The 25,794-nt window shown below is 64.6% G+C and carries 26 protein-coding genes; 18 read left to right on the forward strand and 8 right to left on the reverse strand.

Annotated elements, in window-relative coordinates:
• The first annotated feature begins 49 nt into the window (after positions 1-49).
• From NJF35_RS02855 to NJF35_RS02875, 5 genes are all read left to right on the forward strand, one after another.
• Positions 50-991, forward strand: coding sequence for a LysR substrate-binding domain-containing protein (locus NJF35_RS02855; protein ID WP_225786799.1), 942 nt, complete (start codon positions 50-52; stop codon positions 989-991).
• Positions 992-1,163: 172 nt separating this feature from the next.
• Positions 1,164-1,655, forward strand: a complete 492-nt coding sequence (gene purE / locus NJF35_RS02860) for a 5-(carboxyamino)imidazole ribonucleotide mutase (protein ID WP_225786798.1) — start codon at positions 1,164-1,166, stop codon at positions 1,653-1,655.
• An 11-nt stretch (positions 1,656-1,666) separates the two neighbouring features.
• Positions 1,667-2,749 carry a 5-(carboxyamino)imidazole ribonucleotide synthase gene (locus NJF35_RS02865; protein ID WP_225786797.1) on the forward strand — a complete coding sequence of 361 codons (1,083 nt, stop codon included), beginning with the start codon at positions 1,667-1,669 and terminating at the stop codon, positions 2,747-2,749.
• Positions 2,750-2,844: 95 nt separating this feature from the next.
• Positions 2,845-3,090 carry a GlsB/YeaQ/YmgE family stress response membrane protein gene (locus tag NJF35_RS02870; protein WP_225786796.1) on the forward strand — a complete coding sequence of 82 codons (246 nt, stop codon included), beginning with the start codon at positions 2,845-2,847 and terminating at the stop codon, positions 3,088-3,090.
• Positions 3,091-3,139: 49 nt separating this feature from the next.
• The gene (locus NJF35_RS02875; protein ID WP_225786795.1) at positions 3,140-3,673 is read left to right on the forward strand and encodes a DUF3299 domain-containing protein; all 534 of its coding nucleotides are present in this window, start codon (positions 3,140-3,142) and stop codon (positions 3,671-3,673) included.
• Positions 3,674-3,737: 64 nt separating this feature from the next.
• Here the strand turns inward: NJF35_RS02875 and NJF35_RS02880 are convergent, their stop codons facing one another.
• Positions 3,738-4,634 carry a D-hexose-6-phosphate mutarotase gene (locus tag NJF35_RS02880; RefSeq protein WP_225786794.1) on the reverse strand — a complete coding sequence of 299 codons (897 nt, stop codon included), beginning with the start codon at positions 4,632-4,634 and terminating at the stop codon, positions 3,738-3,740.
• 73 nt (positions 4,635-4,707) lie between these two features.
• Positions 4,708-5,106 (reverse strand): acyl-CoA thioesterase, encoded by a 399-nt coding sequence (locus tag NJF35_RS02885; protein ID WP_003253317.1) that lies wholly within the window; start codon positions 5,104-5,106, stop codon positions 4,708-4,710.
• Positions 5,107-5,466: 360 nt separating this feature from the next.
• Between NJF35_RS02885 and NJF35_RS02890 the strand changes: the two genes are divergently transcribed.
• From NJF35_RS02890 to NJF35_RS02925, 8 genes are all read left to right on the forward strand, one after another.
• Positions 5,467-6,756 carry an MFS transporter gene (locus NJF35_RS02890; RefSeq protein ID WP_225786793.1) on the forward strand — a complete coding sequence of 430 codons (1,290 nt, stop codon included), beginning with the start codon at positions 5,467-5,469 and terminating at the stop codon, positions 6,754-6,756.
• 167 nt (positions 6,757-6,923) lie between these two features.
• Complete coding sequence (locus NJF35_RS02895; RefSeq protein WP_225786792.1) at positions 6,924-7,925, forward strand: phosphate ABC transporter substrate-binding protein PstS; 1,002 nt, start codon at positions 6,924-6,926, stop codon at positions 7,923-7,925.
• A gap of 141 nt (positions 7,926-8,066) precedes the next feature.
• Positions 8,067-10,355, forward strand: coding sequence for an ABC transporter permease subunit (locus tag NJF35_RS02900; RefSeq protein ID WP_225786791.1), 2,289 nt, complete (start codon positions 8,067-8,069; stop codon positions 10,353-10,355).
• A gap of 17 nt (positions 10,356-10,372) precedes the next feature.
• Complete coding sequence (gene pstA, locus NJF35_RS02905) at positions 10,373-12,043, forward strand: phosphate ABC transporter permease PstA (RefSeq protein ID WP_225786790.1); 1,671 nt, start codon at positions 10,373-10,375, stop codon at positions 12,041-12,043.
• A 101-nt stretch (positions 12,044-12,144) separates the two neighbouring features.
• The gene (gene pstB, locus NJF35_RS02910; RefSeq protein WP_225786789.1) at positions 12,145-12,978 is read left to right on the forward strand and encodes a phosphate ABC transporter ATP-binding protein PstB; all 834 of its coding nucleotides are present in this window, start codon (positions 12,145-12,147) and stop codon (positions 12,976-12,978) included.
• A gap of 112 nt (positions 12,979-13,090) precedes the next feature.
• Positions 13,091-13,849, forward strand: a complete 759-nt coding sequence (phoU, locus tag NJF35_RS02915; protein ID WP_225786788.1) for a phosphate signaling complex protein PhoU — start codon at positions 13,091-13,093, stop codon at positions 13,847-13,849.
• Positions 13,850-14,013: 164 nt separating this feature from the next.
• Entirely contained in the window at positions 14,014-14,892 is an 879-nt protein-coding gene (locus NJF35_RS02920; RefSeq protein WP_225786787.1) for a response regulator, read from the forward strand.
• Positions 14,893-15,126: 234 nt separating this feature from the next.
• Positions 15,127-16,023, forward strand: a complete 897-nt coding sequence (locus NJF35_RS02925) for a M23 family metallopeptidase (RefSeq protein ID WP_225786786.1) — start codon at positions 15,127-15,129, stop codon at positions 16,021-16,023.
• 21 nt (positions 16,024-16,044) lie between these two features.
• Here the strand turns inward: NJF35_RS02925 and NJF35_RS02930 are convergent, their stop codons facing one another.
• From NJF35_RS02930 to phoB, 3 genes are all read right to left on the reverse strand, one after another.
• Entirely contained in the window at positions 16,045-17,385 is a 1,341-nt protein-coding gene (locus NJF35_RS02930; RefSeq protein ID WP_225786785.1) for a hemolysin family protein, read from the reverse strand.
• 139 nt (positions 17,386-17,524) lie between these two features.
• Positions 17,525-18,796: a phosphate regulon sensor histidine kinase PhoR gene (phoR, locus tag NJF35_RS02935; protein ID WP_253080406.1), complete on the reverse strand. Its 1,272-nt coding sequence runs from the start codon at positions 18,794-18,796 to the stop codon at positions 17,525-17,527.
• Between the two features lie 186 nt (positions 18,797-18,982).
• Complete coding sequence (gene phoB, locus NJF35_RS02940; protein WP_003253341.1) at positions 18,983-19,672, reverse strand: phosphate regulon transcriptional regulator PhoB; 690 nt, start codon at positions 19,670-19,672, stop codon at positions 18,983-18,985.
• Positions 19,673-19,846: 174 nt separating this feature from the next.
• Between phoB and NJF35_RS02945 the strand changes: the two genes are divergently transcribed.
• The gene (locus NJF35_RS02945) at positions 19,847-20,218 is read left to right on the forward strand and encodes a hypothetical protein (RefSeq protein WP_225786783.1); all 372 of its coding nucleotides are present in this window, start codon (positions 19,847-19,849) and stop codon (positions 20,216-20,218) included.
• Positions 20,219-20,251: 33 nt separating this feature from the next.
• Here NJF35_RS02945 and ubiA read toward each other — a convergent pair whose 3' ends face one another.
• Both ubiA and NJF35_RS02955 read right to left on the reverse strand, forming a co-directional pair.
• Positions 20,252-21,142 (reverse strand): 4-hydroxybenzoate octaprenyltransferase, encoded by an 891-nt coding sequence (ubiA, locus tag NJF35_RS02950; RefSeq protein ID WP_225786782.1) that lies wholly within the window; start codon positions 21,140-21,142, stop codon positions 20,252-20,254.
• Positions 21,142-21,699, reverse strand: a complete 558-nt coding sequence (locus tag NJF35_RS02955; protein WP_225786781.1) for a chorismate--pyruvate lyase family protein — start codon at positions 21,697-21,699, stop codon at positions 21,142-21,144. Before NJF35_RS02955 ends, ubiA begins: the two co-directional genes overlap by 1 nt.
• A 159-nt stretch (positions 21,700-21,858) precedes the next feature.
• On the opposite strand from NJF35_RS02955, the gene NJF35_RS02960 reads away from it, so the two are divergent.
• The 4 genes from NJF35_RS02960 (at position 21,859) to NJF35_RS02975 (ending at position 24,224) form a co-directional block, all read left to right on the forward strand.
• The gene (locus tag NJF35_RS02960; RefSeq protein ID WP_011536423.1) at positions 21,859-22,026 is read left to right on the forward strand and encodes a rubredoxin; all 168 of its coding nucleotides are present in this window, start codon (positions 21,859-21,861) and stop codon (positions 22,024-22,026) included.
• A 33-nt stretch (positions 22,027-22,059) separates the two neighbouring features.
• Entirely contained in the window at positions 22,060-23,208 is a 1,149-nt protein-coding gene (locus NJF35_RS02965) for an NAD(P)/FAD-dependent oxidoreductase (protein ID WP_225786780.1), read from the forward strand.
• Between the two features lie 187 nt (positions 23,209-23,395).
• Complete coding sequence (locus NJF35_RS02970; RefSeq protein ID WP_225786779.1) at positions 23,396-23,695, forward strand: HU family DNA-binding protein; 300 nt, start codon at positions 23,396-23,398, stop codon at positions 23,693-23,695.
• Positions 23,696-23,849: 154 nt separating this feature from the next.
• The gene (locus NJF35_RS02975; RefSeq protein ID WP_225786778.1) at positions 23,850-24,224 is read left to right on the forward strand and encodes a helicase; all 375 of its coding nucleotides are present in this window, start codon (positions 23,850-23,852) and stop codon (positions 24,222-24,224) included.
• A 114-nt stretch (positions 24,225-24,338) separates the two neighbouring features.
• Here NJF35_RS02975 and NJF35_RS02980 read toward each other — a convergent pair whose 3' ends face one another.
• Positions 24,339-25,742 (reverse strand): aminoacyl-tRNA deacylase and HDOD domain-containing protein, encoded by a 1,404-nt coding sequence (locus NJF35_RS02980; protein ID WP_225786777.1) that lies wholly within the window; start codon positions 25,740-25,742, stop codon positions 24,339-24,341.
• Positions 25,743-25,794 lie beyond the last annotated feature (52 nt).

Below are 25,794 nucleotides of genomic sequence, written 5' to 3' on the forward strand. Positions count from 1 at the left end.
ATTGACATTCGAGCGTGTTCCATTTTGGTGCACATCCGGAGATCGCTGCATGAACCTCGAAAGCAAGTGGTTGGAAGATTTCAGCGCCCTGGCTGCGACCCGCAGTTTTTCCCAGGCAGCGGAGCGGCGTTTCGTGACCCAGCCGGCGTTCAGCCGACGCATCCGCAGCCTCGAGGCGGCATTGGGGTTGACCTTGGTGAATCGTTCCCGCACGCCCATCGAGCTGACCGAGGCCGGCCAGCTGTTTCTCGTCACAGCGCGTACGGTTGTCGACCAGTTGAGCGAAGTTCTCCGTCATTTGCATCATCTCGAAGGCGGGCAGGGCGAGGTGATCCAGGTGGCTGCCGCGCACTCCCTGGCCTCCGGTTTTTTCCCGCGCTGGGTGGCGCAGTTGCGCAACGACGGGCTGAACATCGCCACGCGCCTGGTGGCCACCAACGTCGGTGATGCGGTGCACGCATTGCGCGAAGGGGGCTGCGACCTGATGCTGGCCTTCTACGACCCGGACGCCGCCTTGCAGATGGACTCGGAGATCTTCCCGTCGCTGCACATGGGCACCACCGAGATGCTGCCGGTCTGCGCCGTGGGTGCCGACGGCAAGCCATTGTTCGACCTCGAGGGCGAGAGCAGCGTGCCGCTGCTGGCCTATAGCGCCGGGGCCTTCCTCGGCCGCTCCGTGAGCCTGCTGCTGCGCCAGCGCAACCTGCGCTATACCACTGTCTATGAGACCGCCATGGCCGACAGTCTCAAGAGCATGGCCCTCGAGGGCATGGGCATCGCCTGGGTGCCACGGCTGTCGATGCGTGGCGAACTGGAGCGCGGCGAACTGGCGATCTGCGGTGGCAGCCAGTGGCATGTACCGCTGGAAATCCGTCTGTACCGCTGCGCCCTGGTGCGCAAGGCCAACGTGCGGCTGTTGTGGCGCAAGCTCGAAGGCGGCGCGGCGATCGGCGCGGTTGACCCAAAAGTCAGCCAAGGCCCCGAAAAATAAGGCCGACAGTTGGTCGCCGGGGGTGCCTGGATGGCCTCGCGTTACGTTATACTGCGCGGCCCCTGGACCGGATCGACCCGGTCATGACTCAGCAAACAAGCCACGCCGGTCGTCCCGCGTGGCTTGTTGTTTTTTGACGCGCCCAAGGGCGCACAAGCGAAGAGGCTCGACGATGAGTGCACTGGTTGGCGTGATCATGGGCTCCAAGTCCGATTGGTCCACCCTTAGCCACACCGCCGATATGCTGGAGAAACTCGGCATTCCCTACGAGGTGAAGGTGGTTTCCGCCCACCGTACCCCGGATCTGCTGTTCCAGTACGCCGAAGAGGCCGAAGGCCGTGGCATCGAGGTGATCATCGCCGGTGCCGGTGGCGCCGCCCACCTACCGGGCATGTGCGCCGCCAAGACCCACCTGCCGGTACTGGGCGTGCCGGTGCAATCGTCGATGCTGTCGGGTGTCGATTCGCTGCTGTCGATCGTGCAGATGCCTGCGGGCGTGCCGGTCGCCACCCTGGCCATCGGCAAGGCCGGCGCCATCAACGCCGCGCTGCTGTCGGCCAGCATCCTGGGCGCCAAGTACCCCCAGTACCATGCCGCGCTCAAGCAGTTCCGCAAGGAGCAGACCGAAACCGTCCTGGATAACCCGGACCCGCGCCAGGCCTGAGATTGACGAACATGAAAATCGGTGTAATCGGTGGCGGCCAGCTGGGCCGCATGCTGGCCCTGGCGGGGACCCCGCTGGGCATGAACTTCGCTTTCCTCGACCCGGCCCCGGACGCCTGCGCCGCGCCCCTGGGCGAACACCTGCGTGCCGACTACGGCGACCAGGACCACCTGCGCCAACTGGCCGACGAAGTCGACCTGGTGACCTTCGAATTCGAGAGCGTCCCGGCCGAGACCGTGGCCTTCCTGTCGCAGTTCGTCCCGGTCTATCCGAGCGCCGAGGCCCTGCGCATCGCCCGTGACCGCCTGTTCGAGAAGAGCCTGTTCCGCGACCTGGGGATCCCGACCCCAGCCTTCGCCGACATCCAGTCCCAGGCGGACCTGGACGCTGCGGTGGCTACCATCGGCCTGCCGGCGGTGCTCAAGACCCGTACCCTCGGCTACGACGGCAAGGGCCAGAAAGTCCTGCGCAGCGCCGAGGATGTCGTGGGCACTTTCGCCGAGCTGGGCAGCGTGCCGTGCCTGCTGGAAGGCTTCGTGCCCTTCACTGGCGAGGTTTCCCTGGTTGCCGTGCGCGGCCGCGATGGCGAAACCCGTTTCTACCCGCTGGTGCACAACACCCACGAGGGCGGCATCCTGCGCCTGTCGGTGGCGAGCGAGGCCCACCCCCTGCAGGCGCTGGCCGAGGACTACGTTGGCCGCGTGCTGGAGAAGCTGGACTACGTCGGCGTGCTGGCCTTCGAGTTCTTCGAGGTCGACGGTGGCCTTAAGGCCAACGAGATCGCCCCGCGCGTGCACAACTCCGGGCACTGGACCATCGAGGGCGCCGAGTGCAGTCAGTTCGAGAACCACCTGCGCGCCGTGGCCGGCCTGCCGCTGGGCCCGACGGCCAAGGTCGGCGAGAGCGCCATGCTCAACTTCATCGGTCAGGTGCCGGCCGTGGACAAGGTGCTGGCCATCGACGATTGCCACCTGCACCACTACGGCAAGGCCTTCAAGATCGGGCGCAAGGTTGGCCACGCCACCCTGCGTAGCAAGGACATGGCCACCCTGCAGCGCAAGATCGCCGAAGTCGAAGCGCTGATCGCCGGCTGATTGAACCTCTGCGCCCGGCAGGCCCTCTGAAATGGCAACAAGCCAAAGCGCTGTCTAGGCTATGGCTTGTTCCATTTCACTGCAGAGGGATTGCCATGGGTATCATTGGAACCATCTTCATCGGCCTCATCGTCGGCCTGCTGGCCCGGTTCATCAAGCCGGGGGACGACAGCATGGGCTGGATCATGACCATCCTCCTCGGCATCGCCGGCTCCCTGGTCGCCACCTATGGCGGACAAGCCCTGGGTATCTACCAGGCGGGGCAGGCTGCGGGTTTCTTCGGTGCCTTGGTCGGCGCCGTCGTCCTGCTGGTGATCTACGGATTCATCAAGAAGCGCTGATTAACGGCTAGAATGCCCGGCAATTCCATCCGAGTTGCCGAGCATTTCCATGCGTGCGTTTTTCCTCATTCCCTTGTTGCTGGTCAGTGCCCTGGCCCATGCCGAGCTGCCCGAGACCGATTGGCTGGAGCTGATGCCCAAGTCGGACCAAAAGGCGCTGGAGCAGATGCCCGAGATCGACCACGACTCCCCGGAGGCCATGGGTACCTTCACCCAGAAGGGTGGCCTCAAGCAGGGCAAGGGCCTGCCGGCGGTGATGTACTCGACCAAGACCGTGGCGGCCATGAACGGCAGGCAGATCCGCCTGGGCGGGTATCCGGTGCCGCTGGAAAGCGATGCCAAGGGCAACAGCACATTGTTCTTCCTGGTGCCGTATCCGGGCGCCTGCATCCACGTGCCGCCACCACCGCCTAACCAACTGGTGCTGGTGCGCTATCCCAAGGGGCTGAAGATCGATGATATCTACACGCCGCTGTGGGTCAGCGGCACCTTGAAGGTCGAGACGGTCAGCAATGACCTGGCGGATGCAGCCTATGCCCTGGATGCGGGGATGGTGAGGGTCGTGGAGGATGCCGATCTCTGAGGCCGTCAGTTGGGGCACGAAGCGGCCCTGAATGGACCGCTTCAAAAGGGGTTTGCGCAGTTGCCTAGAGCGCTTCGCTGGCGAAGGTGACGCTCAACGCATGGCTCGCCCCTGGCGCCAGCGTCACCACGTCATCCCACACGTTCGCCGTCTCGATGCACAGCATCCGCTGCCAGCCGTCGTCAGCCATGTCCGCCAGCTCGTGGGCGCGGTCGGTCCAGGGGTTCCAGATCACTGCCGAGCGCGACCCGCTGCTGTCGAGCGTGATACGCCGGTTCCAGTGAGGGTCGACGATCGCCAGCCGCTGCGGTGTGCCCAGGTAGATGCGATCGGTCTCGCCGGTAAAGCCCAGTGCCCCCTGCTGCCGGCGCTGTTCCCAGTCGGCCAGGGTCTCGATGTAGTCCAGCCCCGCGACGCCCTCGACCTGCACCTGGTGCACATCGCTCACCGCGAAGTAACTGTGCAGGGCCTGGCTGAGGGTCACGTCATCGTTGCCCAGGTTGTAGCTGGTCAGCGTCAGCTTCAGTTGCCCGCCCAATTCGACCAGCAGCTTGAGTTCGACTTCGTGCGGCCAGCCGGGCAGGTCACCCTGGGCCTCGGGCAGGCCGAACTCGATGCGCAGGTCGCTGCCCGCGTCCTCGATGCCCAGCAACTGCCAGTCGCGCGTACGGGCCAGGCCGTGGGCCGGGGCCTGCTCGCCGTGGTACATGGCCTGGACGGCCTGGGGATTGCGCTGCAGGTTGCCGAACCATGGCCAGCACACCGGCGCGCCGGCGCGTACCGACTTGCCCCGGCGGAAGATGGCCTGGTCGCTCAGCCACAGCAGGGGCGGTTCGCCCAGCCGCTGGTAGCTCAGGACCTGGGCGCCCTGCTGGGCGATCAGCAGTTCGGCGTGGTCACTGGTGATCCGCCAGCAATTGAGTTCGCCGTGTTGTTCCGTTTCGACCTGGAAGGTAGCCATGCGCTTGTCTCGTCGTGATGCACGTAAGCCCCTTGGACCTTGTGCCCTGCACCGAGTTTACCGCGCTCCCGGCTCAGCGACGAGGGACGGAACGGGTACGGCCGCTGCCGTCGATGGCGACGAACACGAACACCGCCTCGGTGACCTTGCGCCATTCGCTGGACAGCGGATCGTCGCTCCACACTTCGACCATCATCTGGATCGAGCTGCGGCCGATCTCCAGGGTCTGGGTATAGAAGGAAAGCTGCGCGCCCACGGCCACCGGGACCAGGAAGGCCATGCGGTCGATCGCCACCGTGGCGACGCGGCCGCCGGCGACGCGGCTGGCCATGGCGGTGCCGGCCAGGTCCATCTGGGCGACCAGCCAGCCGCCGAAGATGTCACCGAAACCGTTGGTTTCACGGGGCAAAGCAGTGATCTGGAGGGCCAGGTCGCCCTGCGGGATAGGATCTTCTTGTTCGAGCTCAATCATGCGGTGGGGGCCTCTGACCCGTGACGCTTCGTTGGTTGGCGCAATGACGGACGCCGGGAAAACGATTCAGCTGGAAATATCCTACGCTGATTTCGTTTCACTGGGCGGCCAAGGGAGACTCTGCGAAACCGCCTGAGCATACCGACCGGCGTTTTCGCACAACATCCCATACGGGGCGCAACCTTTTCCTACGAGAGGCCAGTATATAGACCTGAACAGCCAGCGACGACTGCACATTGATGAATATCTGTATGGATTTTGTACCGCTATGAGCCTGGCCCGGCAATTTGTTATCTTCGCTGGCCACCCTACTCAGAAGCCGCGAGCCAAGCGGCCTGCACGACCTACAAGAGAAAACCCATGACCTCCGTGCCGAGCAGTATCGATCAGCCTACCCGGCCACTGACCCGCAGTGACTACAAGACCCTCTCGCTGTCCGCCCTCGGCGGGGCTCTGGAGTTCTACGATTTCATCATCTTCGTGTTCTTCGCCACGGTGGTGGGCAAGTTGTTCTTCCCGGCCGAGATGCCCGAATGGCTGCGCCTGATGCAGACCTTCGGTATCTTCGCCGCGGGCTACCTGGCGCGGCCGCTGGGCGGGATCATCATGGCCCACTTCGGCGACCTGCTCGGGCGCAAGAAGATGTTCACCCTGAGCATCTTCATGATGGCCGTGCCGACCCTGGTCATGGGCCTGCTGCCGACCTATGCGCAAATCGGCCTGTGGGCGCCGATCCTGCTGCTGATGATGCGCGTCGTCCAGGGTGCGGCCATCGGTGGCGAGGTGCCGGGGGCCTGGGTGTTCGTCTCCGAGCACGTGCCGGCGCGTAACACCGGTTACGCCTGCGGTACCCTCACCGCCGGCCTGACCGCGGGCATCCTGCTCGGCTCGCTGGTGGCGACCCTGATCAACACCGTCTACACCCCTGAGGAAGTCGCGGACTACGCCTGGCGCATCCCCTTCCTGCTCGGTGGCGTGTTCGGCCTGTTCGCGGTGTACCTGCGCCGCTGGCTGCACGAGACCCCGGTGTTCGCCGAGATGCAGCAGCGCAAGGCCCTGGCCGAGGAGCTGCCGCTGCGTGCGGTGCTGCGCGACCACCGCGGGGCGATCATCCTGTCGATGCTGCTGACCTGGCTGCTGTCGGCCGGCATCGTGGTGGTGATCCTGATGACCCCGGCGCTGCTGCAGAGCCTCTACCACGTCAGCCCCACCGATTCGCTCAAGGCCAACAGCCTGGCCATCGTCCTGCTCAGCCTCGGTTGCATCGGCGCTGGCAGCCTGGCCGACCGCTTTGGCGCCGGGCGCGTCTTCGTGGTGGGCAGCCTGCTGCTGCTGGCCTCGTCCTGGGCCTTCTACCACAGCCTGCCGAGCCGCCCGGACCTGCTGTTCCCCCTGTATGCCGTGACCGGCCTGTGCGTCGGCATCGTCGGCGCCGTGCCCTACGTGATGGTCAAGGCGTTTCCGGCGGTGGTGCGCTTCAGTGGCCTGTCGTTCTCCTACAACCTGGCCTACGCCATCTTCGGCGGCCTGACGCCCATGGTGGTCACCGCGCTGCTCAAGCTCAGCCCCATGGCACCGGCCTACTATGTGGCCGGGCTGTGCGCCGTCGGTCTGTTGGTGGGGCTGTACCTGCTGGCCAAGAAGCGCTGACTGCCGCTCTATCTCCGCCCTTGCAACATCCTGTAAAGGCCATCCTGCGTGAGCAGTGATGGCCTTTCATCCAATTGTCATATTCGAGTCATAGAGTGTTCATGCGGCCTGCAGATACTTGGGCCCGATCCATCTCACACCCCAAATATTCCTGCTAGGAGCAAGGCATGAAACTGAAGCGTTTGATGGCGGCCCTGACATTCGCCGCCGCTGGCGTAGCCACCGCCAATGCGGTTGCCGCTGTCGACCCTGCAATCCCGACCTACACCAAGACCACGGGTGTATCGGGCAACCTCTCCAGCGTCGGTTCCGATACCCTGGCGAACCTGATGACCCTGTGGGCCGAGGCCTACAAGAAGGAATATCCGAACGTAAACATCCAGATCCAGGCCGCCGGCTCCTCCACTGCGCCGCCCGCCCTGACCGAAGGTACCGCCAACCTCGGCCCGATGAGCCGCAAGATGAAGGACGTCGAGCTGCAGGCCTTCGAGCAGAAGTACGGCTACAAGCCGACCGCCATCCCGGTCGCCGTGGATGCCCTGGCTGTGTTCGTGCACAAGGACAACCCGATCAAGGGCCTGACCATGGCCCAGGTCGATGCGATCTTCTCCACGACCCGCCTGTGCGGCGGCAAGAGCGACGTCAAGACCTGGGGCGACCTGGGCGTGACCGGCGACCTGGCCAACAAGCCGGTCCAGCTGTTCGGCCGTAACTCGGTTTCCGGCACCTATGGCTACTTCAAGGAAGAAGCCCTGTGCAAAGGTGACTTCAAGCCCAACGTCAACGAACAACCTGGCTCGGCTTCGGTCGTGCAGTCGATCAGCAGCTCGTTGAACGGCATCGGCTACTCGGGCATCGGCTACAAGACCGCCAGTGTCAAGACCGTGCCCCTGGCCAAGAAGGAAGGTGGCGCGTTCATCGAGGACAACGAAGCCAACGCCCTGAACGGTACCTACCCGCTGTCGCGTTTCCTGTACGTCTACGTCAACAAGGCCCCGAACAAGCCTCTGGCCCCGCTGGAAGCCGAATTCGTCAAGTTGGTCCTGTCCCAGGCTGGCCAACAGGTGGTGGTGAAGGATGGCTACATCCCGCTGCCGGCCAAGGTGGTCGACAAGACCCTGGCTGACCTGGGCCTGTCGCACAACGCCAACGTCGCGGCCAAGCAGTAAGCGGTGAAGCGGAAGGAGTGGGTGCTTTGCGCCGGCTCCTTCCACGATTTCTCGGTCCGCAGCCAGGGCTCCTGAGCGGCGGGCTTTTTTGCGTCACTGCATTGTCATGTTTTTGTCATACGGGACCGCTAGGGTGTGCGCATGAATGATCTGGCCAACTCCACAATGACCCAAAATTCTCCCCCCGTGCGGATTGACTTCAATACGCCCGAGTTGCAACGCAAGCGCCGCCTGCGCGCGCTGAAAGACCGCCTGACCCGCTGGTACGTACTGGTGGGCGGGCTTGCCGTATTGGCAGCCATCACCCTGATCTTCTTCTACCTGGCCTACGTGGTGCTGCCGCTGTTCCAGGGCGCCGAGCTTTCCAGCAAGAAGGCCCTGGAGCCGACCTGGCTGCAGCAGGATGCCGGCAAGCCGCTGATGATCGCACTCGAGGAGCAGAACCTCGTGGGCATGCGTGTTTCCGACAAGGGCCAGGCGTTGTTCTTCGACACCAAGACCGGTGCCGAGGTCAAGCGCGTCGACCTGGCGCTGCCGGCCGGCACCGAGGTCTCCTCGATCAGCACCGACCAGCCGGGCAGCCCGCTGGTGGTGCTGGGCCTGTCCAACGGCCAGGCGCTGGTGTTCAGCCACAGCTACAAGATCACCTACCCGGACAACAAGAAGACCATCGAGGCAGCCATCGACTACCCCTACGGCCAGGAGCCGTATGTCCTGGATGACCAGGGCCGCGCGCTGGAGCACGTGAGCGTCAACGTCAATGGCGACACCCTGCTGCTGGCCGGCTCCACCGGCTCGCACCTGCAGGTGGTCGAGCTGACCCGCGAAGAGAACATGATGACCGGCGAGGTCACCAGCGAGCAGAACCGCATCGCGCTGCCGCAGATGTCCGAGCCGGTCAAGGCGATCTTCATCGACCCGCGCCAGCAGTGGCTGTACGTGGTCAATGGCCGCGCCCAGGCCGATGTCTTCAGCCTGCGTGAAAAGACCCTCAATGGCCGCTACAAGCTGCTCGAGGACGGCAAGGCGGAAATCACCGCCAGCACCCAGCTGGTCGGCGGCATCTCGCTGATCTTCGGCGACTCCAAGGGCGGCCTGAGCCAGTGGTTCATGGCCCGTGACCCGGATGGCGAGTCGCGCTTCAAGCTGATCCGCAGCTTCCAGATGGGCAAGGCGCCGATCGCCCAGATCGATGCCGAGGAACGCCGCAAGGGCTTCATCGCCCTGGATACCGACGGCAAGCTCGGCGTGTTCCACAGCACCGCGCACCGTACCCTGCTGGTCGAGCCAGCCGCCGAAGGCGCCGGTGTGATGGCCCTGTCGCCACGGGCCAACCGCATTTTCATCGAGCAAGGCGGCAAGTTGCTGCCCCTGAACCTGGACAACCCGCACCCGGAAGTTTCCTTCAGCGCACTGTGGGGCAAGGTCTGGTACGAGAACTATGACGAGCCGAAGTACGTCTGGCAGTCCACGGCCTCCAACACCGACTTCGAGCCCAAGCTGAGCCTGTCGCCGCTGACCTTCGGTACCCTCAAGGCGGCGTTCTACGCGATGATCCTCGCCGCGCCCCTGGCCATCGCCGCTGCCATCTACACCGCCTACTTCATGGCCCCGGGCATGCGCCGCAAGGTCAAGCCGGTGATCGAGCTGATGGAAGCGATGCCGACGGTGATCCTCGGCTTCTTCGCCGGCCTGTTCCTGGCGCCCTACCTGGAAGGCCACCTGCCAGGCGTGTTCAGCCTGCTGCTGATCATGCCGGTGGGCATCCTGGTGGCGGGCTTCGCCTGGAGCCGCCTGCCCGAGTCGATCCGCCTGCGTATCCCGGACGGCTGGGAAGCGGCGATCCTGATCCCGGTGATCCTGGTGATCGGCTGGTTCGCCCTGTTCATGAGCCCGTTCCTCGAGACCTGGTTCTTCGGCGGCGACATGCGCCTGTGGATCACCCACGACCTGGGCATCACCTACGACCAGCGCAACGCCCTGGTGGTCGGTATCGCCATGGGCTTCGCGGTCATCCCGAACATCTACTCGATCGCCGAGGATGCCGTGTTCAGCGTGCCGCGCAGCTTGACCCTGGGCTCCCTGGCCCTGGGCGCGACGCCGTGGCAGACCCTGACCCGCGTGGTCATCCTCACCGCCAGCCCGGGCATCTTCTCGGCGCTGATGATCGGCATGGGCCGTGCGGTGGGCGAGACCATGATCGTGCTCATGGCCACCGGCAACACCCCGGTCATGGAGCTGAACCTGTTCGAAGGCATGCGTACCCTGGCCGCCAACGTGGCGGTGGAAATGCCCGAATCGGAAGTCGGCGGCAGCCACTATCGTGTGCTGTTCCTCGCCGCCCTCGTGCTGCTGCTGTTCACGTTCATCATGAACACCTTGGCCGAGCTGATTCGCCAGCGCCTGCGCAAGAAATACTCGTCGCTTTGATAGAAAGGTAGAGATCCGTGAAAAAGGATTCCCTCAAGGGCTGGTTCAAGAGCGGCGCCCCCGGCGTCTGGATCAGCGGTGGCGCGGTCGCCATCGCGGTGATCATGACCGTGGGTCTGCTGGCAGTGATCGCCGTGCGCGGCCTGGGCCACTTCTGGCCGGCCGACCTGATCCAGGCCACCTACAAGGTGCCGGGGCAGGCCGACCATGTGATCATCGGTGAGGTCGTGCAGAAGGAAGAGGTGCCGCGTGCCCGCCTCAAGGGCGCCGGCCTGCCGGTGCCGGACGAAGGCCCGGAGTTCATGACCCGCGAACTGGTCAAGGTGGGCAACCGCGACCTCAACGGCAGCGACTTCACCTGGCTGGTCGGCGAGTGGCTGGTCGACCAGCAGAAGCCGGCCGAGCTGATCGCCCTGGAGCGCCGCGAATGGGGCAACTTCTATGGCTACCTGGTCAGCGTCAAGGAAGAAGGCCGTGTGGTCGCCGAAGGCCCGGCCGCCTGGCCCGAACTGCAGGCTCGCCTCAAGCGCGCCAACCAGTTGGCCGGTGAGCTGCAGACCCTCGAGAAGAAGGACATCGGTGCCATCAACCATGGCCTGGAGCGCCTGCGCCTGAAGACCCGCCAGCTGGAGCTGCAGGGCAAGCTGGACGCCGCTGCCCAGGCTGATATCGAGGCCGATCGCGCCGAGCTGAACAACCGCTACAAGGCCATCGAGGAGCGCCTGGGGGGCCTGCACCAGGCCTTCGCCCGCGACAGCCTGGTGGCCCGCGATGGCAATGGCCGTGAGGTGGAGATCAACCTGAGCAAGGTGGTCCACGCCTACCAGCCGAACGCCATGTCCGGCCTGACCAAGATGGGCACCTACTTCGCCAAGGTCTGGGAGTTCCTCAGCGACGACCCGCGTGAGGCCAACACCGAGGGCGGTATCTTCCCGGCCATCTTCGGTACCGTGATGATGACCCTGATCATGGCCGTGATCGTCACCCCGTTCGGTGTGCTGGCCGCGGTCTACCTGCGTGAGTATGCCAAGCAGGGGCCGGTCACCCGCCTGATCCGCATCGCGGTGAACAACCTCGCGGGCGTTCCGGCGATCGTCTACGGCGTGTTCGGCCTGGGCTTCTTCGTCTATGTGCTGGGCGGCTCGATCGACCGCCTGTTCTTCCCCGAGGCGCTGCCGGCGCCGACCCTGGGTACCCCAGGCCTGCTCTGGGCCTCGCTGACCCTGGCGCTGCTGGCCGTACCGGTGGTGATCGTGGCGACCGAAGAAGGCCTGGCGCGTATCCCGCGTACCGTGCGCGAAGGTTCCTTGGCCCTCGGCGCGACCAAGGCCGAGACCCTGTGGAAGATCGTCCTGCCCATGGCAAGCCCGGCCATGATGACCGGCATGATCCTCGCCGTGGCCCGTGCCGCGGGCGAAGTGGCGCCGCTGATGCTGGTGGGCGTGGTGAAGCTGGCGCCGTCGTTGCCGCTGGATGGCAACTACCCCTACCTGCACCTGGACCAGAAGATCATGCACCTGGGCTTCCACATCTACGACGTCGGCTTCCAGAGCCCCAACGTCGAGGCCGCGCGACCGCTGGTGTACGCCACCGCGCTGTTGCTGGTGCTGGTGATCGCCACCCTCAACCTCTCCGCCGTGTGGATCCGTAACCACCTGCGCGAGAAGTACAAGGCCCTCGACAGCTGACTTCAGCTTTAAGCCACAGCGGCAAGCCCCTAGCAGATTGCCGCTTTGCCCTAACTTGCAGCTTGCAGCTCGAAGCTGGCAGCTACGAACGGAGTGAGAACATGCAGCAAGAATCCCACGCCCACGGCATCGATATGTCGGCCTTGGGCCGCGACAAGCAGAGCCTGCGCCTGGCCGAGGAAACCGTGGCCATCGAGGTGCCTGGCCTGTCCCTGTTCTATGGCGACAAGCAGGCGCTGTTCGACGTGCAGATGAACATCCCCAAGCAGCGCGTGACTGCCTTCATCGGCCCGTCCGGCTGCGGCAAGTCGACCCTGCTGCGGACCTTCAACCGCATGAACGACCTGGTCGATGGCTGCCGCGTGGAAGGCGCGATCAACCTGTACGGCAACAACATCTACCGCAAGGGCGAGGACGTGGCCGAGCTGCGCCGCCGGGTCGGCATGGTGTTCCAGAAGCCCAACCCGTTTCCCAAGACCATCTATGAAAACGTGGTCTACGGCCTGCGCATCCAGGGCATCAACAAAAAGCGCACCCTCGACGAAGCCGTCGAGTGGGCCCTGAAGGGCGCGGCCCTGTGGGACGAGGTCAAGGACCGCCTGCACGACTCGGCCCTGGGCCTGTCCGGTGGTCAGCAGCAGCGTCTGGTGATCGCCCGCACCATCGCCGTGGAGCCGGAAGTCCTGCTGCTCGACGAGCCCTGCTCGGCCCTGGACCCGATCTCGACCCTGAAGGTCGAAGAGCTGATCTACGAACTGAAATCCAAGTACACCATCGTCATCGTGACCCACAACATGCAGCAGGCGGCGCGTGTCTCGGACTACACCGCGTTCATGTACATGGGCAAACTGGTCGAATTCGGCGATACCGACACCCTGTTCACCAACCCGGCGAAGAAGCAGACCGAAGACTACATCACCGGCCGCTACGGTTAACGGCGCCTGCGGCGCAGCTGCAAGAAAAAGCGGTTGGCACAGGGCCAGGGAACGACACGAACCACTTGAAGCTTGCAGCTTGAGGCTTGCAGCTTACGTGCGGAGCGAAAGCATGATTAACAAAGAAAGTCTGACGCATCACATCTCCCAGCAGTTCAACGCCGAGCTCGAGGAGGTTCGCAGCCACCTCCTGGCGATGGGCGGCCTGGTCGAGAAACAGGTCAACGACGCGGTCACCGCGCTGATCGAGGCCGACTCGGGCCTGGCCCAGCAGGTGCGAGAGGTCGACGAGCAGATCAACCAGATGGAGCGCAACATCGATGAGGAGTGCGTACGCATCCTCGCCCGCCGCCAGCCGGCGGCCTCCGACCTGCGCCTGATCATCAGCATTTCCAAATCGGTGATCGACCTGGAGCGCATCGGCGACGAGTCGACCAAGATCGCCCGCCGTGCCATCCAGCTGTGCGAGGAAGGCGAGTCGCCACGGGGCTACGTCGAGGTGCGCCACATCGGCGACCAGGTGCGCAACATGGTACGTGACGCACTGGACGCCTTCGCCCGCTTCGATGCCGACCTGGCCCTGTCGGTGGCCCAGTACGACAAGAACATCGACCGCGAGTACAAGACCGCCCTGCGTGAACTGGTCACCTACATGATGGAAGACCCCCGCTCGATCTCGCGGGTCCTCAGCGTCATCTGGGCGCTGCGTTCGCTGGAGCGCATCGGCGACCATGCGCGCAACATCTCGGAGCTGGTGATCTACCTCGTGCGGGGTACCGACGTGCGTCACCTGGGCCTCAAGCGTATGAAGGCGGAAGTCGAGGGCGCGGTCGAAAACGCTAATGTTCCGGCCGAGCCTGACGATAAGTAGTAGTGCTCCTGAGTATCGACGCCCGGCTCTGGCCGGGCGTTTTCGTTTGTGCTCGAGCATCCAGCAGGCACCCGCGAGCGATGTGCGCAGTCCCGGCGTGACTCAGGTTTTGGCAAATGGCCATCAGTCGGCGGTATGCTAGTCGGGACTCAAGAGGAGTAGGGATGAGTAAAGTCAATGTGCTGGTCGTGGACGATGCGCCGTTCATTCGCGACCTGGTGAGGAAGTGCCTGCGCAATGCCTTCCCCGGCATAGTCGTCGAGGATGCGGTCAACGGCCGCAAGGCCATGGCCCTGCTGGGCAAGGAGCGTTTCGATCTGGTCCTGTGCGACTGGGAGATGCCGGAGATGTCCGGCATCGAACTGCTGACCTGGTGCCGTCAGCAACCAGAGTTGAAAACCCTGCCGTTCATCATGGTGACCAGCCGTGGCGACAAGGAAAACGTGATTCAGGCCATCCAGGCCGGTGTTTCCGATTTCGTCGGCAAGCCATTCACCAACGAGCAGCTGCTGACCAAAGTGAAGAAGGCCCTGAGCAAGATCGGCAAGCTCGAAGGCTTGGTGGCCAGCGCGCCTGCACGGGCCAATGCGGCATTCGCCAACGACTCGCTCAATGCCTTGACCAGCGGTCGTCCGGAAACGGTCAAGGCGGCCCCGGCCAAGCCCTTGATCAGTGCGCCGGCGCCCAAGAGTGCGGCGGCCCAGGCCGGCCGTGGGCAGGGCCAGCTGCGCCTGTCCAGTGGCATCCAGCCTTGCGTGATCAAGGCCCTGAGCCTCAAGGAGGCACTGCTGGTGGTGCGCCGCAGTGCAGCCCTGCCACAAGTGCTCGAAGGTGCGGTGCTGGACCTGGAGCAGGGCGAGAATGCCGAAGTCGCTCGCCTCAATGGCTACCTGCATGCCATTGCCGCCCTGGAGCCGAAGCCTGAGAGCGACTGGCTGCAACTGACGTTCAAGTTCGTCGACCAGGATGCGCAGAAGCTCGACTACCTGTCGCGCCTGATCGCCCGTGGGACTGCACAGAAGCATTTCACCCCAGGGGCGTGATTGAAACAGTCACGACTTTCCGCTGCCATTTTGGGGCTGCTTCGCGCCCCATCGCTGGCAAGCCAGCTCCCACAACCCCGTCGGGCTTGAGGGCAGCGGTGAACCTTGTGGGGCTGCCGGCGAGCAGCCCCGTCCCGCTTGACCGACTGGCACCTTCTCCGACCAACTGCCATACCTCCCTGCAAACCGGCTGCTAGGCTTCGACACAACAATAAATGTCAAAAAGCCACCATCATGCCCATTCGCCCGCTGCTGTTCTGTGCCTTGCTCACGGCCTCGGCGCCGAGCCTGGGCATGACCCTCTACACGACCACCGACACCTTCGGCGTGGTGTCCTATTCCTACCAGCCCAGCCCTGGCGCCAGGGCCTTCGTGTTCCGTGAGCCGATGGCCGAGCGCCTCGACAGCCAGGTGCGCTTGCGCGCCGAGCCATTCGCCGCAGGCGTGCGCTTCGTTGCGCACAATGCCTTGTTCGCCCCGGTGGAGGTCGAGCTGCGCCTGGAGCGCCTGGCCAATGCCCAGGGCGGCAATGCACCGAGAATCGTGCGGCGGGTGCTGCAGGCGCGTTCGACCCAGGTGCTCAGCGTGCTGATGGCGAGGCAGGGGGCGCGCCTGAAGTATGCGTCGAAGTTTCGTCATGCCCTGGGCGACCCGGCCCAGCGGCCCCAGGCCTATCGTTATCCCTTTCCCTGGCGCGGCGGCCCGTTCCGTCTGACCCAGGGGCCCAATGGCCGCTTCAGCCACTTCGGCCCCAAGGGCCGCCATGCCATGGATATCGCCATGCCCGAAGGCACGCCCATCGTCGCCGCGCGGGGCGGGGTGGTGGTGAAGGTCGAGAACGACCAGAGCGGGCGCGGCAGCCATCCCTCCGGCAACTTCGTCAGGATCCTCCACCCCGACGGCACCATGGGCGTCTACCTACACCTGATGCGCGGTTCGGTGGTGGTGGGCGAGGGGCAGCGGGTGGCCGTGGGCGAGCTGCTGGCCAAGTCGGGCAACACCGGCAACAGCACCGGGCCGCACCTGCATTTCGTGGTGCAACGCAATGTGGGGCTGGCGCTGGAGTCGATTCCCTACCAGTTCGACCGGCCGATCGGCGGATTGCCGGACTTCACGGCCGGCAATCCTTGAGCGGGCTGGGCCGCCGTGCGGTCAATCGAGCTTGAGCACCTTGGCCAGCACGATCTTCGGCCCTTTCATCTTCTTGATGATGATGCGCAGGCCCTCGACCTCCAGCACTTCCTCTTCCTCGGGCACGCGCTTGAGGGTCTCGTAGACCAGCCCGGCGAGGGTTTCCGCCTCGATGTGGTCAAGGTCCACGCCCAGCAGGCGCTCGACCTTGAACAGCGGCGTATCGCCTCGTACCAGCAGCTTGCCGGGCTGGTAGGCGAGGATGCCGCGTTCGGTCTTGCGGTGTTCGTCCTGGATGTCGCCGACCAGCACCTCCAGCACGTCTTCCATGGTCAGGTAGCCGATCACCTTGCCGTCGGCTTCCTCGACCAGCACGAAGTGCGCACCGCCCTTGCGGAACTGCTCCAGCAACTGGGCCAGCGGCATGTGGCGGGACACGCGCTCCAGCGGGCGGCACAGGTCATCCAGGTCGAGGGTCTCGGGAATGTGGTCCAGGTCGGCCAGCTCCAGCAGCAGGTCCTTGATGTGCAGCAGGCCGATGAACTCCTCGCGCTCGGCATCGTAGACCGGGTAGCGGCTGAACTTGTGGCGCCGGAACATCGCCAGGATTTCCTTGAGCGGCGCACGGGCGTCGAGGCTGATCATGTCCTCGCGGGAGTTGGCCCAGTCGACCACTTCCAGCTCGCCCATCTCCACGGCCGAGGCCAGCACGCGCATGCCCTGGTCGCTCGGGTCGTGCCCGCGGCTGGAGTGCAGGATCAGCTTGAGCTCCTCGCGGCTGTAGTGGTGCTCATGGTGCGGCCCTGGCTCGCCTTGCCCGGCGATGCGCAGGATGGTGTTGGCGCTGGCGTTGAGCAGGTAGATGGCCGGGTACATCAGCCAGTAGAACAGGTACAGCGGCACGGCGGTCCACAGCGACAGCAGCTCGGGCTTGCGGATCGCCCAGGACTTGGGCGCCAGCTCGCCGACCACGATGTGCAGGTAAGAGATCACGAAGAAGGCGATGAAGAACGAGATCGCCTTGACCAGCTCCGGCGTGTCGACGCCCACGGCGGCCAGCACCGGCTCGAGCAGGTGGGCGAAGGCCGGTTCGCCGACCCAGCCCAGGCCCAGGGAGGCCAGGGTGATGCCCAGCTGGCAGGCCGACAGGTAGGCATCCAGTTGGTTGTGGACCTTGCGCAGGATGCTGCCGCGCCAGCCGTGCAGGTCGGCGATGGATTCGACGCGGGTGGAGCGCAGCTTGACCATGGAGAACTCGGCGGCAACGAAGAAACCGTTGAGCAGCACCAGGAACAAGGCAAAGATGATCATGCCGAAGTCGGCGAACAGGGTGGTGAGGCTGATACCAGGGGAAGGGTCCATGATGGAGTTTTTACGGGGTCCGTCTTCAGAAAAGGGAGAAAAAAAGTGCCAGCTCCGGCTGGCACAGGGGGTTCAATGTAGCGGCTGGGGCTGCAAAAGCAAAGGGGACAGGCTTTGGGAGAGGCTGCGCAGCCCCGGCTCAGCCCCTGGCGTTGGCCAATTGTGCAGGCGCGAAGTGACAGGTGAAGGTACTGCCATGACCCGGTACGCTGCTGATCTCCAGGCGGCCACGATGGCGCAGCAGCACGTGCTTGACGATGGCCAGGCCCAGCCCCGTGCCGCCGGTGTTGGAGGCGCGGCTGGAGTCGACCCGGTAGAAGCGCTCGGTCAGGCGTGGCAGGTGCTTGGCATCGATGCCGATCCCCGAGTCCTGCACGGACAGGTGCGCGCCCTGGTCATCGGCCCACCAGCGGATGCGGATGTTGCCTTCGTCGGGGGTGTACTTGACCGCGTTGAACACCAGGTTGGAAAAGGCGCTGCGCAGTTCCGACTCGCTGCCCTTGAGGCGCACGCCGGGCGTGGCATCCAGGCTGATGCGTTGGTTGCGCGGGCCGGACAGGGCCTGGGCGTCGGCCTTGATCGACTGCAGCAGGGCGTCGACCGCCACCGGCTGGTTGTCCGACGGGTAGTCGGTGGCCTCCAGCTTGGCCAGTAGCAGCAGGTCGTTGAGCAGGGTCTGCATGCGCGAGCCTTGCTGGCTCATCTGCTGCAACGCACGGTTCCAGCGCGGGTTGACCTCCTCGACGTTGTCCAGCAGGGTCTCCAGGTAGCCGGTGATCACCGTCAGCGGGGTGCGCAGCTCGTGGGAGACGTTGGCGACGAAGTCCTTGCGCATCTGCTCGAGCTGGTGGATGCGGGTGACGTCGCGCACCAGCATCAGGTGCTCGTTGTTGCCATAGCGGGTGATGTGCAACTGGACGCGCAGGCGATCGTTGATCGGCGAGGGGATCTCCAGCGGTTCGACGTAGTTCTGCGACTCGAAGTATTCCTTGAAGCGCGGGTGGCGGACCAGGTTGGTCACCGGCTGGCCACCGTCCTGTGGGGTCTTGAAGCCCAGCAGGGTTTCGGCGGCGCGGTTCCACCACTCCAGGTTGCCTTCGCTGTCGAGCATGATCACCGCGTCGCGCAGGGCGGCAGTGGACTCCTGTACCCGGTCGATCACCGCCTGCAGGCGGCCGCGTACGCGCTGGTCGCGCCGTTGCAGGTGGTAGATGCTGTCGAACACCTCGCCCCACAGACCGTAGCCGTCGGGCGGTGCTTCGTCGGGCTGGTGGTTGCGCAGCCAGTCATGCAGGCGCAGCAGCTGCTTGAGGGTCCAGCCCAGGTAGAGGGCAAGGCCGATGGCCAGGCTCCAGCCGTAGTAGCCACTGACCAGCCCGCCAACCAGGCAGACGGTGATCAACAGCAGCATGTGGCGAATCAGGGTCGCGTGCCAGTTCTGGTTCAATTGACGAATCCTTCGGATCCAGCTTTGAGCTTCAAGCTGCAAGAAGAAGCGGATCGGTGGTGCTGTTCAGTCCTTTATTTCAAGCCTGAAGCGGCGAGCAGGCTTGACGCTGGCTGCTCTTTCTTGCCGCTTGAGGCTTGGAGCTTGCGGCTAGCTCTTGGTGGAAAAGCGATAGCCGGTGCCCCGGACGGTTTGTACCAGATTCTCGTAGGCTTCACCCAACGCCTTGCGCAGGCGGCGGATGTGTACGTCGACGGTGCGCTCCTCGACGTAGACGTTGCCGCCCCAGACCTGGTCGAGCAACTGGCCACGGGTGTAGGCGCGTTCCTGGTGGGTCATGAAGAACTGCAGCAGGCGGTATTCGGTCGGGCCCATCTCGGCCGGCTTGCCATCGATGGTCACGCGGTGGCTGATCGGGTCGAGCAGCAGGCCACCGACCTCGATCGGCGCCTCGCTGTCGCTCGGACCGGTACGGCGCAGCACGGCCTTCAGGCGCGCCACCAGCTCGCGGGGCGAGAACGGCTTGGTGATGTAGTCATCGGCGCCGACTTCCAGGCCCTGGATCTTGTTGTCCTCTTCGCCCTTGGCAGTGAGCATGATGATCGGGATGTCGCCGGTCAGTTCGTCGCGCTTGAGGCGGCGCGCCAGCTCGATGCCCGAGGTGCCCGGCAGCATCCAGTCGAGCAGGATCAGATCCGGTTTGCGATCGACGATGATGGCATGGGCCTGCTGCGAGTTCTCCGCTTCCAGGCAGTCATAGCCGGCCATTTCCAATGCAACGGCGATCATCTCGCGAATGGGCGCCTCGTCGTCGACGATCAGAATGTTTCTGCCAACCATGCTCAATACCTCTCCCGGGAACGATGTCTTGGCCCGCATTAGATAACGGAATTATTGCAGCTGTGTGACAGGACATTGGCGGTTCTGGCGACATTCCGTGACTGGGCTAGGCTTCAAAGGGCCGTCGAAACGGCACTCGGACCTCCCTCCACCCCCGAAACAATGGTGATTCCAATGACACGACATACGCTGAGCTGGATGGCCCTTTTCGCTGCACTGGCGCTACCGGGGGTGGCGTCGGCGCACCATGCGATGGAAAAGGATGGCATGTGGGTCGACCACGCGGGCATGACGCTCTACACCTTCGACAAGGACGAAGGCGGCAAGTCGGCGTGCAACGGCGAATGCGCCAAGAACTGGCCGCCGCTGCTGGTCAAGGCGGATGATGAAGCGGCCACCGACAAGTGGACCCAGATCACCCGCGACGACGGGAGCAAGCAGTGGGCCTATGATGGCAAGCCGCTGTACACCTTCATCAAGGACAAGAAAGCCGGGGACAAGACCGGTGATGGCGTGAAGGACGTCTGGCATATCGCCAAGCCTTGAGGGCGAAGGGGCTGCAAGGCAGCCCCAGCCAACTCAGCGCAACGCGTAGTCCAGCACCACGCCAACGAAGACCAACAACCCCGCCCAATGGTTGTGCAGGAATGCCTTGAAGCACGATTCGCGATCCAGCCCGCGGGTCGACCAGAACTCCCAGGCAAAGCACAGCGCCGCGCCCAGCAGCCCCAGGTGGAACCAACCCCCCAGCTCGAAGCGGCTGCCAGCCAGCAGCAGGCAACCCAGCGACAGCATCTGCAAGGTCAGGATGATCACCCGGTCGGCTTCACCGAACAGGATGGCGGTGGATTTCACGCCGATCTTCAGGTCGTCGTCGCGGTCCACCATCGCGTAGTAGGTGTCATAGCCCACGGTCCACAGCAGGTTGGCGATGTACAGCAGCCAGGCGCTGGCCGGCAGGTCGCCGCCTGCCGCGGTGAAGGCCATGGGAATGCCCCAGGAGTAGGCGGCGCCCAGCACCACCTGGGGGTAGTAGGTGTAGCGCTTCATGAACGGGTAGCAGAACGCCAGGGCCACGGCGCCGAACGACAGCCACACCGTCCGGGCGTTGGTGCACAGCACCAGCAGGAAGCTCACCCCGACCAGCAGCGCGAACAGCATCACCGCCTCGCGCGGCTTGACCCGGCCGCTGGCCAGCGGCCGGTCGGCGGTGCGCTTGACGTGGCCGTCGACCTTGCGGTCGGCGAAGTCGTTGATGCAGCAACCCGCGGCACGCATCAGCACCACGCCCAGGCCGAAGATCAACACGTTGGCCAGGGTCGGCGAGCCTTGCCCGGCGATCCACACCGCCGACAGGGTCGGCCACAGCAGCAGGTAGATGCCGATGGGACGATCCATGCGGCTGAGCTGGACGAAGTCCCAGGCGCGCGGGTGCAGGCGGTTGAGCGACTTGAGCAGTTGCAGGTACATCAGCGGATCTCCTCCTTGGCCGCTTGCCACAGCGTGGGCAGGAACACCTCGGCCACCAGCAGGTCCAGGCCGCCGCGGGCGAAGCGCGAGCGCCGTGCCCACAGCTCGCCGTGGCGCACCTCGGGCGGCAACCAGGCCTGTGGATAACGGCACACCTCGATGGGATGGCGGACGAAGGCCTGGTCGCAGAACAGCAGTTCGCCCAGCGAGCGACTGCCCAGCGTCTCCAGGTCGAGGCCGCCACGCTCCAGGGCACTGCGCCCGGCCACGCTGCGGGCGAACACCCAGGGTTGGCCATGGCCACGCAGGTAGACCTCGCGCACCCAGCCTTCCTCGCCGGGCGCCAGGCCCAGGGCCTGGCACTCGTCGTCGCGCAGGGCCTGCCAGCCCTCGAACAACGGGGTGACCGAGAAATGATCGTTGGACAGGCGGGTCAGGCGGCGGGTCAGGGAGCCCTGGTCGAAGAGCCAGTCGAGGGTCGGCTGGGCGACGTCGGCCGCCAGCTGTGAAGACGGCAGCCACGCGACAGCGGCTGCTTGCGGGGTTTCGTACGGCACGTCGGTATGCTTGATACAGGCCAGAGAGGTGGCGAGCTTAGCATGTTTGCCCGGATTGCTTGCATACTGCTGGCAGGGCCAGTACAAAGCCCGAGGCTGAGGCCCCCTTCGAGGGCCGGGCGGTCGCGCCAAGCCTGAGTCAGTTCGAGGAAAACCGTGATGAAAAAATGGCAATGCATTGTCTGTGGCCTGATCTACGACGAAGCCGAGGGCTGGCCGGACGACGGCATCGCCCCGGGCACCCGCTGGGAAGACGTGCCGGAAGACTGGCTGTGCCCGGATTGTGGTGTCGGCAAGAGTGATTTCGAAATGATCGCCATCGGCTGATCGCAACCCCCTGTTCGAGAGAGGAAGCACGGCATGACGTCCCCTGTGGTAATCATCGGTACCGGCCTTGCGGGCTACAACCTGGCCCGTGAATTTCGCAAGCTTGATGGCGAAACGCCGCTGTTGTTGATCACCGCCGACGACGGCCGTTCCTACTCCAAGCCCATGCTCTCCACCGGCTTTGCCAAGCACAAGGACGCCGATGGCCTGTGCATGGCCGAACCCGGGACCATGGCCGAGCAACTCAAGGCCGAGATCCGCACCCATACCCGCATCAGTGGCATCGACCCGGGCCACAAACGCCTGTGGATTGGCGAGGAAGCGGTGCAGTACCGCGACCTCGTCCTTGCCTGGGGTGCGCAGACCGTGCAGGTGCCCATCGAGGGCGACGCCGGCGATTTGGTCTTCCCGATCAATGACCTGGAAGACTACGACCGTTTCCGCCGCGCCGCGCAGGGCAAGCAGCGGGTGTTGATCCTCGGCGCCGGCCTGATCGGCTGTGAATTCGCCAACGACCTGACCCTGGGAGGCTACGCCGTCGAGGTGGTCGCGCCCTGCGAGCAGGTGATGCCGACCCTGTTGCACCCGGCCGCCGCCGGTGCCGTGCAGGCGGGCCTGGAGGGCCTTGGCGTGCGCTTTCACCTGGGGCCGGTGCTGACCCGCCTGCAGCGGGTGGGCGAAGGCCTGGAGGCGCATCTGTCCGATGGCCGGGTGATCCCCTGCGACCTGGTGGTCTCGGCCATCGGCCTGCGCCCGCGCACCGACCTGGCCGCTGCCGCCGGCTTGGAAGTCAACCGTGGCGTGGTGGTCGATCGCCAGTTGCGTACCTCCCATGCCAACATCTTCGCCCTGGGAGACTGTGCCGAGGTCAACGGCATCAACCTGTTGTACGTCATGCCGCTGATGACCTGCGCCCGTGCCCTGGCCCAGACCTTGGCCGGCAACCCGACCACGGTCGCCTATGGGCCGATGCCGGTCACCGTGAAGACGCCCGCCTGCCCCCTGGTGGTGTCACCGCCCCCACCCGGCCACGACGGTACCTGGCAGGTGCAAGGGCAGGGCGCCGACCTCAAGGTGCTCTGCCATGACCGCGAAGGCCGGTTGCTGGGTTACGCGCTGACGGGCACGGCGGTCATGGAAAAGCTGGCGCTGAATCGGCAGTTGCCACCCTTGATGGCGTGAATGGCTGGCGTTCTGTCGGATATATCCTGTTCTTGACGCGACAATGGCCGCCCAGGTACTGGCGCGGCTCCGGTGAGCGTGCCATCCTCATTCCCGTCTGCCGCAGTTTAGAGCCTGCGGTGCCTTGAACGCTGCCTATCGGGCAGCACGGCATAACAACAAGAAATCCCGTCCAAGAGGCTTCACTATGCGTAAACCAGAACTCGCCGCCGTTATCGCCGAAAAGGCCGATCTGACCAAGGAAAAGGCCAACCAGGTCCTTAACGCGATTCTCGACAGCATCACCGGTGCGCTCGACAAGGACACCGTCACCCTGGTCGGTTTCGGCACCTTCGAAAAACGCCATCGCGGTGCCCGCACCGGCAAGAACCCGCAAACCGGTCAACCGGTGAAGATCAAGGCCAGCAATACCGTCGCCTTCAAGCCTGGCAAGAACCTGCGCGACAGCGTCAACCAACCCGTCAAGGCTGCCAAGAAGGGCAAGTGATCCACGCCCTACCAGCCAGCGTTATTCGAACGGGCGCCCTTGGGCGCCCGTTGTGCGTGTTGGCATGGCAAAAGCTGGTAAAACAGATTTGCATTGCAGGTTCAATAAAGGGATAAACTGCGCGGCTCAGTCACATTCAAGTCGAGGCGCGTTGATGAAGTTCCGCTTTCTTCTCTGGGCCATGGGTCTGCTGATGGCCAGGGCCAGCCGCAACAATCCGGCCTTCCAGCAGCAATTGCGCGACAAGGACCTGGTATTCCAGATGCAGACCCTGGACGGCAAGGTCGCCCGGCATTTCATCGTCAGCGGCGAGCGCGTCAGCAGCAAGGGCGGCCAGCACCCACAACCTGCCTTTGCCATTGCCTTCAAGGATGCCGCCTATGGCTTCGCCACATTGCAGGCCGCCAACAAGCAACTGGCCTTCATGCAGGGCATCCAGGACAAGAGCATCCAGATCAAGGGCAACCCGGCCCTGGTCATCTGGTTCCAGGGGCTGATGAAGTACCTCAAGCCGAAGAAGAAAAGCTGAAGCCGAGGCTTGCTTCTACAAGGAGGCCCCTGCAAACCGCATCACTTGTGATCGACGCGGACCCTGTGGGAGCCGGCTTGCCGGCGATGGGCTGCGCAGCAGCCCCAGTGGCCATCAATGCGGCGCATTGAACTGCGAAGCCAGCTCCCGCAGCAGGGTCTCGGCCGCCAGCACCTTGTCGACCGATTCCTCGGCCTTCTCCCGGCTCAACCCCAGGCGTTCCAGCAAGGCATCCGGGATCGGCGCCTCGGGCCCCGAGCCGATGCCGCGCGTGCGCAACAGGCGTGTCGCCAGGCAGACCAGGTTAGGGAAGGCCGCATATTCGCCGTCATAGGACGGATCGTGCTGGAAGCGCAACGCGGTCGACAGCTCCTCCGGCATGTCCCACAGCTTCATCAGCCAGGCGCCGATCTGTTCGCGGCTGATGCCCAGCAGGTGCTGCTCCACGAAGGTGTGGTTCAGGTGCGGATTGACCTCCAGGTGCCGGCAGATCAGCGAGAAGTGCGGCGGGAAGACATGGGCCAGGAGCAGGTAGCCAAAATTGTGCAGCAGGCCGGCCAGGTAGGTCAGGCCGGCTTCCGGACGCTCCGCCCGGGGCATGGCCCGGGTCAGCCCTTCGATCACCGCGGCGGTGTAGATCGATTGCTGCCAGTACGGCGTGGCCTGCTGCGGATGATCCTTGGGCAGGCTCATGGCCTTGCCCAGGGCCAGGCCCAGGGCGAGGTTGATCACCAGGTCGAAGCCCAGCACGCGCACGATGGCATCCTCCACCGAGCGGATCTTGCCGGGTGAGGCGTAGTAGGGCGACGCTGCCCAGCTGACCACCTGGGCGGCCAGGGCCGGATCGGTCTCCACCACGCCGGTGATGTCATCGATGCTGGCATTGGGGTCGACACGCAGCTTGATGATCTTCTGCGCGGTGTCCGCCAGTGGTGGAATCTCGATCGTCTGCTCCAGGCGTTGCTGGATGCGCCGGGCGGTGAAGGCCTGGACGGCCTGGGTGATTTCCTTGGGGTCGTCGGCTGGGCGATCGAGGTTGGGGCGGATGTCCTTGACCGCTTCGCCGAAGCTGCCCACGCTGGCCTTGTTCAGCATCCGCTTGAACGCGTCGCGTTCGATCTCCAGCAACAAGCCGCTCTCGCCCGACTGGATCAGCAGTTTGTCGGCGTGCAGCAGGCTTTCTTCATAGAGGCAGGGGGAGCTGGTCAGCGCTGGAATGCCGGGCAGGGCCTTGAGGCCATGCTTGTCGAGCATGTGCTTGAGGCGCGCCATGGGCACGGCCACCAGTTTACGGCCGGTCAGCTCGGTCAGGCGATTGAGGTCCAGCAGCTGGCTCTGCGGGAACAATGCCATCAAGGCGCCGACTTCGTCCTCGAGGAGGATCGCCTGAACCCGCGAGGTGGCCGGCAGCGATAGGTGCTCGGGCACTTCGCGGTAGGCCACGCCAAGCTTTTCGAGCAATAGCCGGATGACAGACGGTACGTGTGGGGTTGCGGTGTCCAGAGCAACTTCAGTCATGGTCTGTATCCAAGTTTTTCTTTAAACGCGAAGTATAACCAGCCTATGTAGG

This window comes from Pseudomonas guariconensis (assembly GCF_024127895.1).
Classification (GTDB): domain Bacteria; phylum Pseudomonadota; class Gammaproteobacteria; order Pseudomonadales; family Pseudomonadaceae; genus Aquipseudomonas; species Aquipseudomonas guariconensis_B.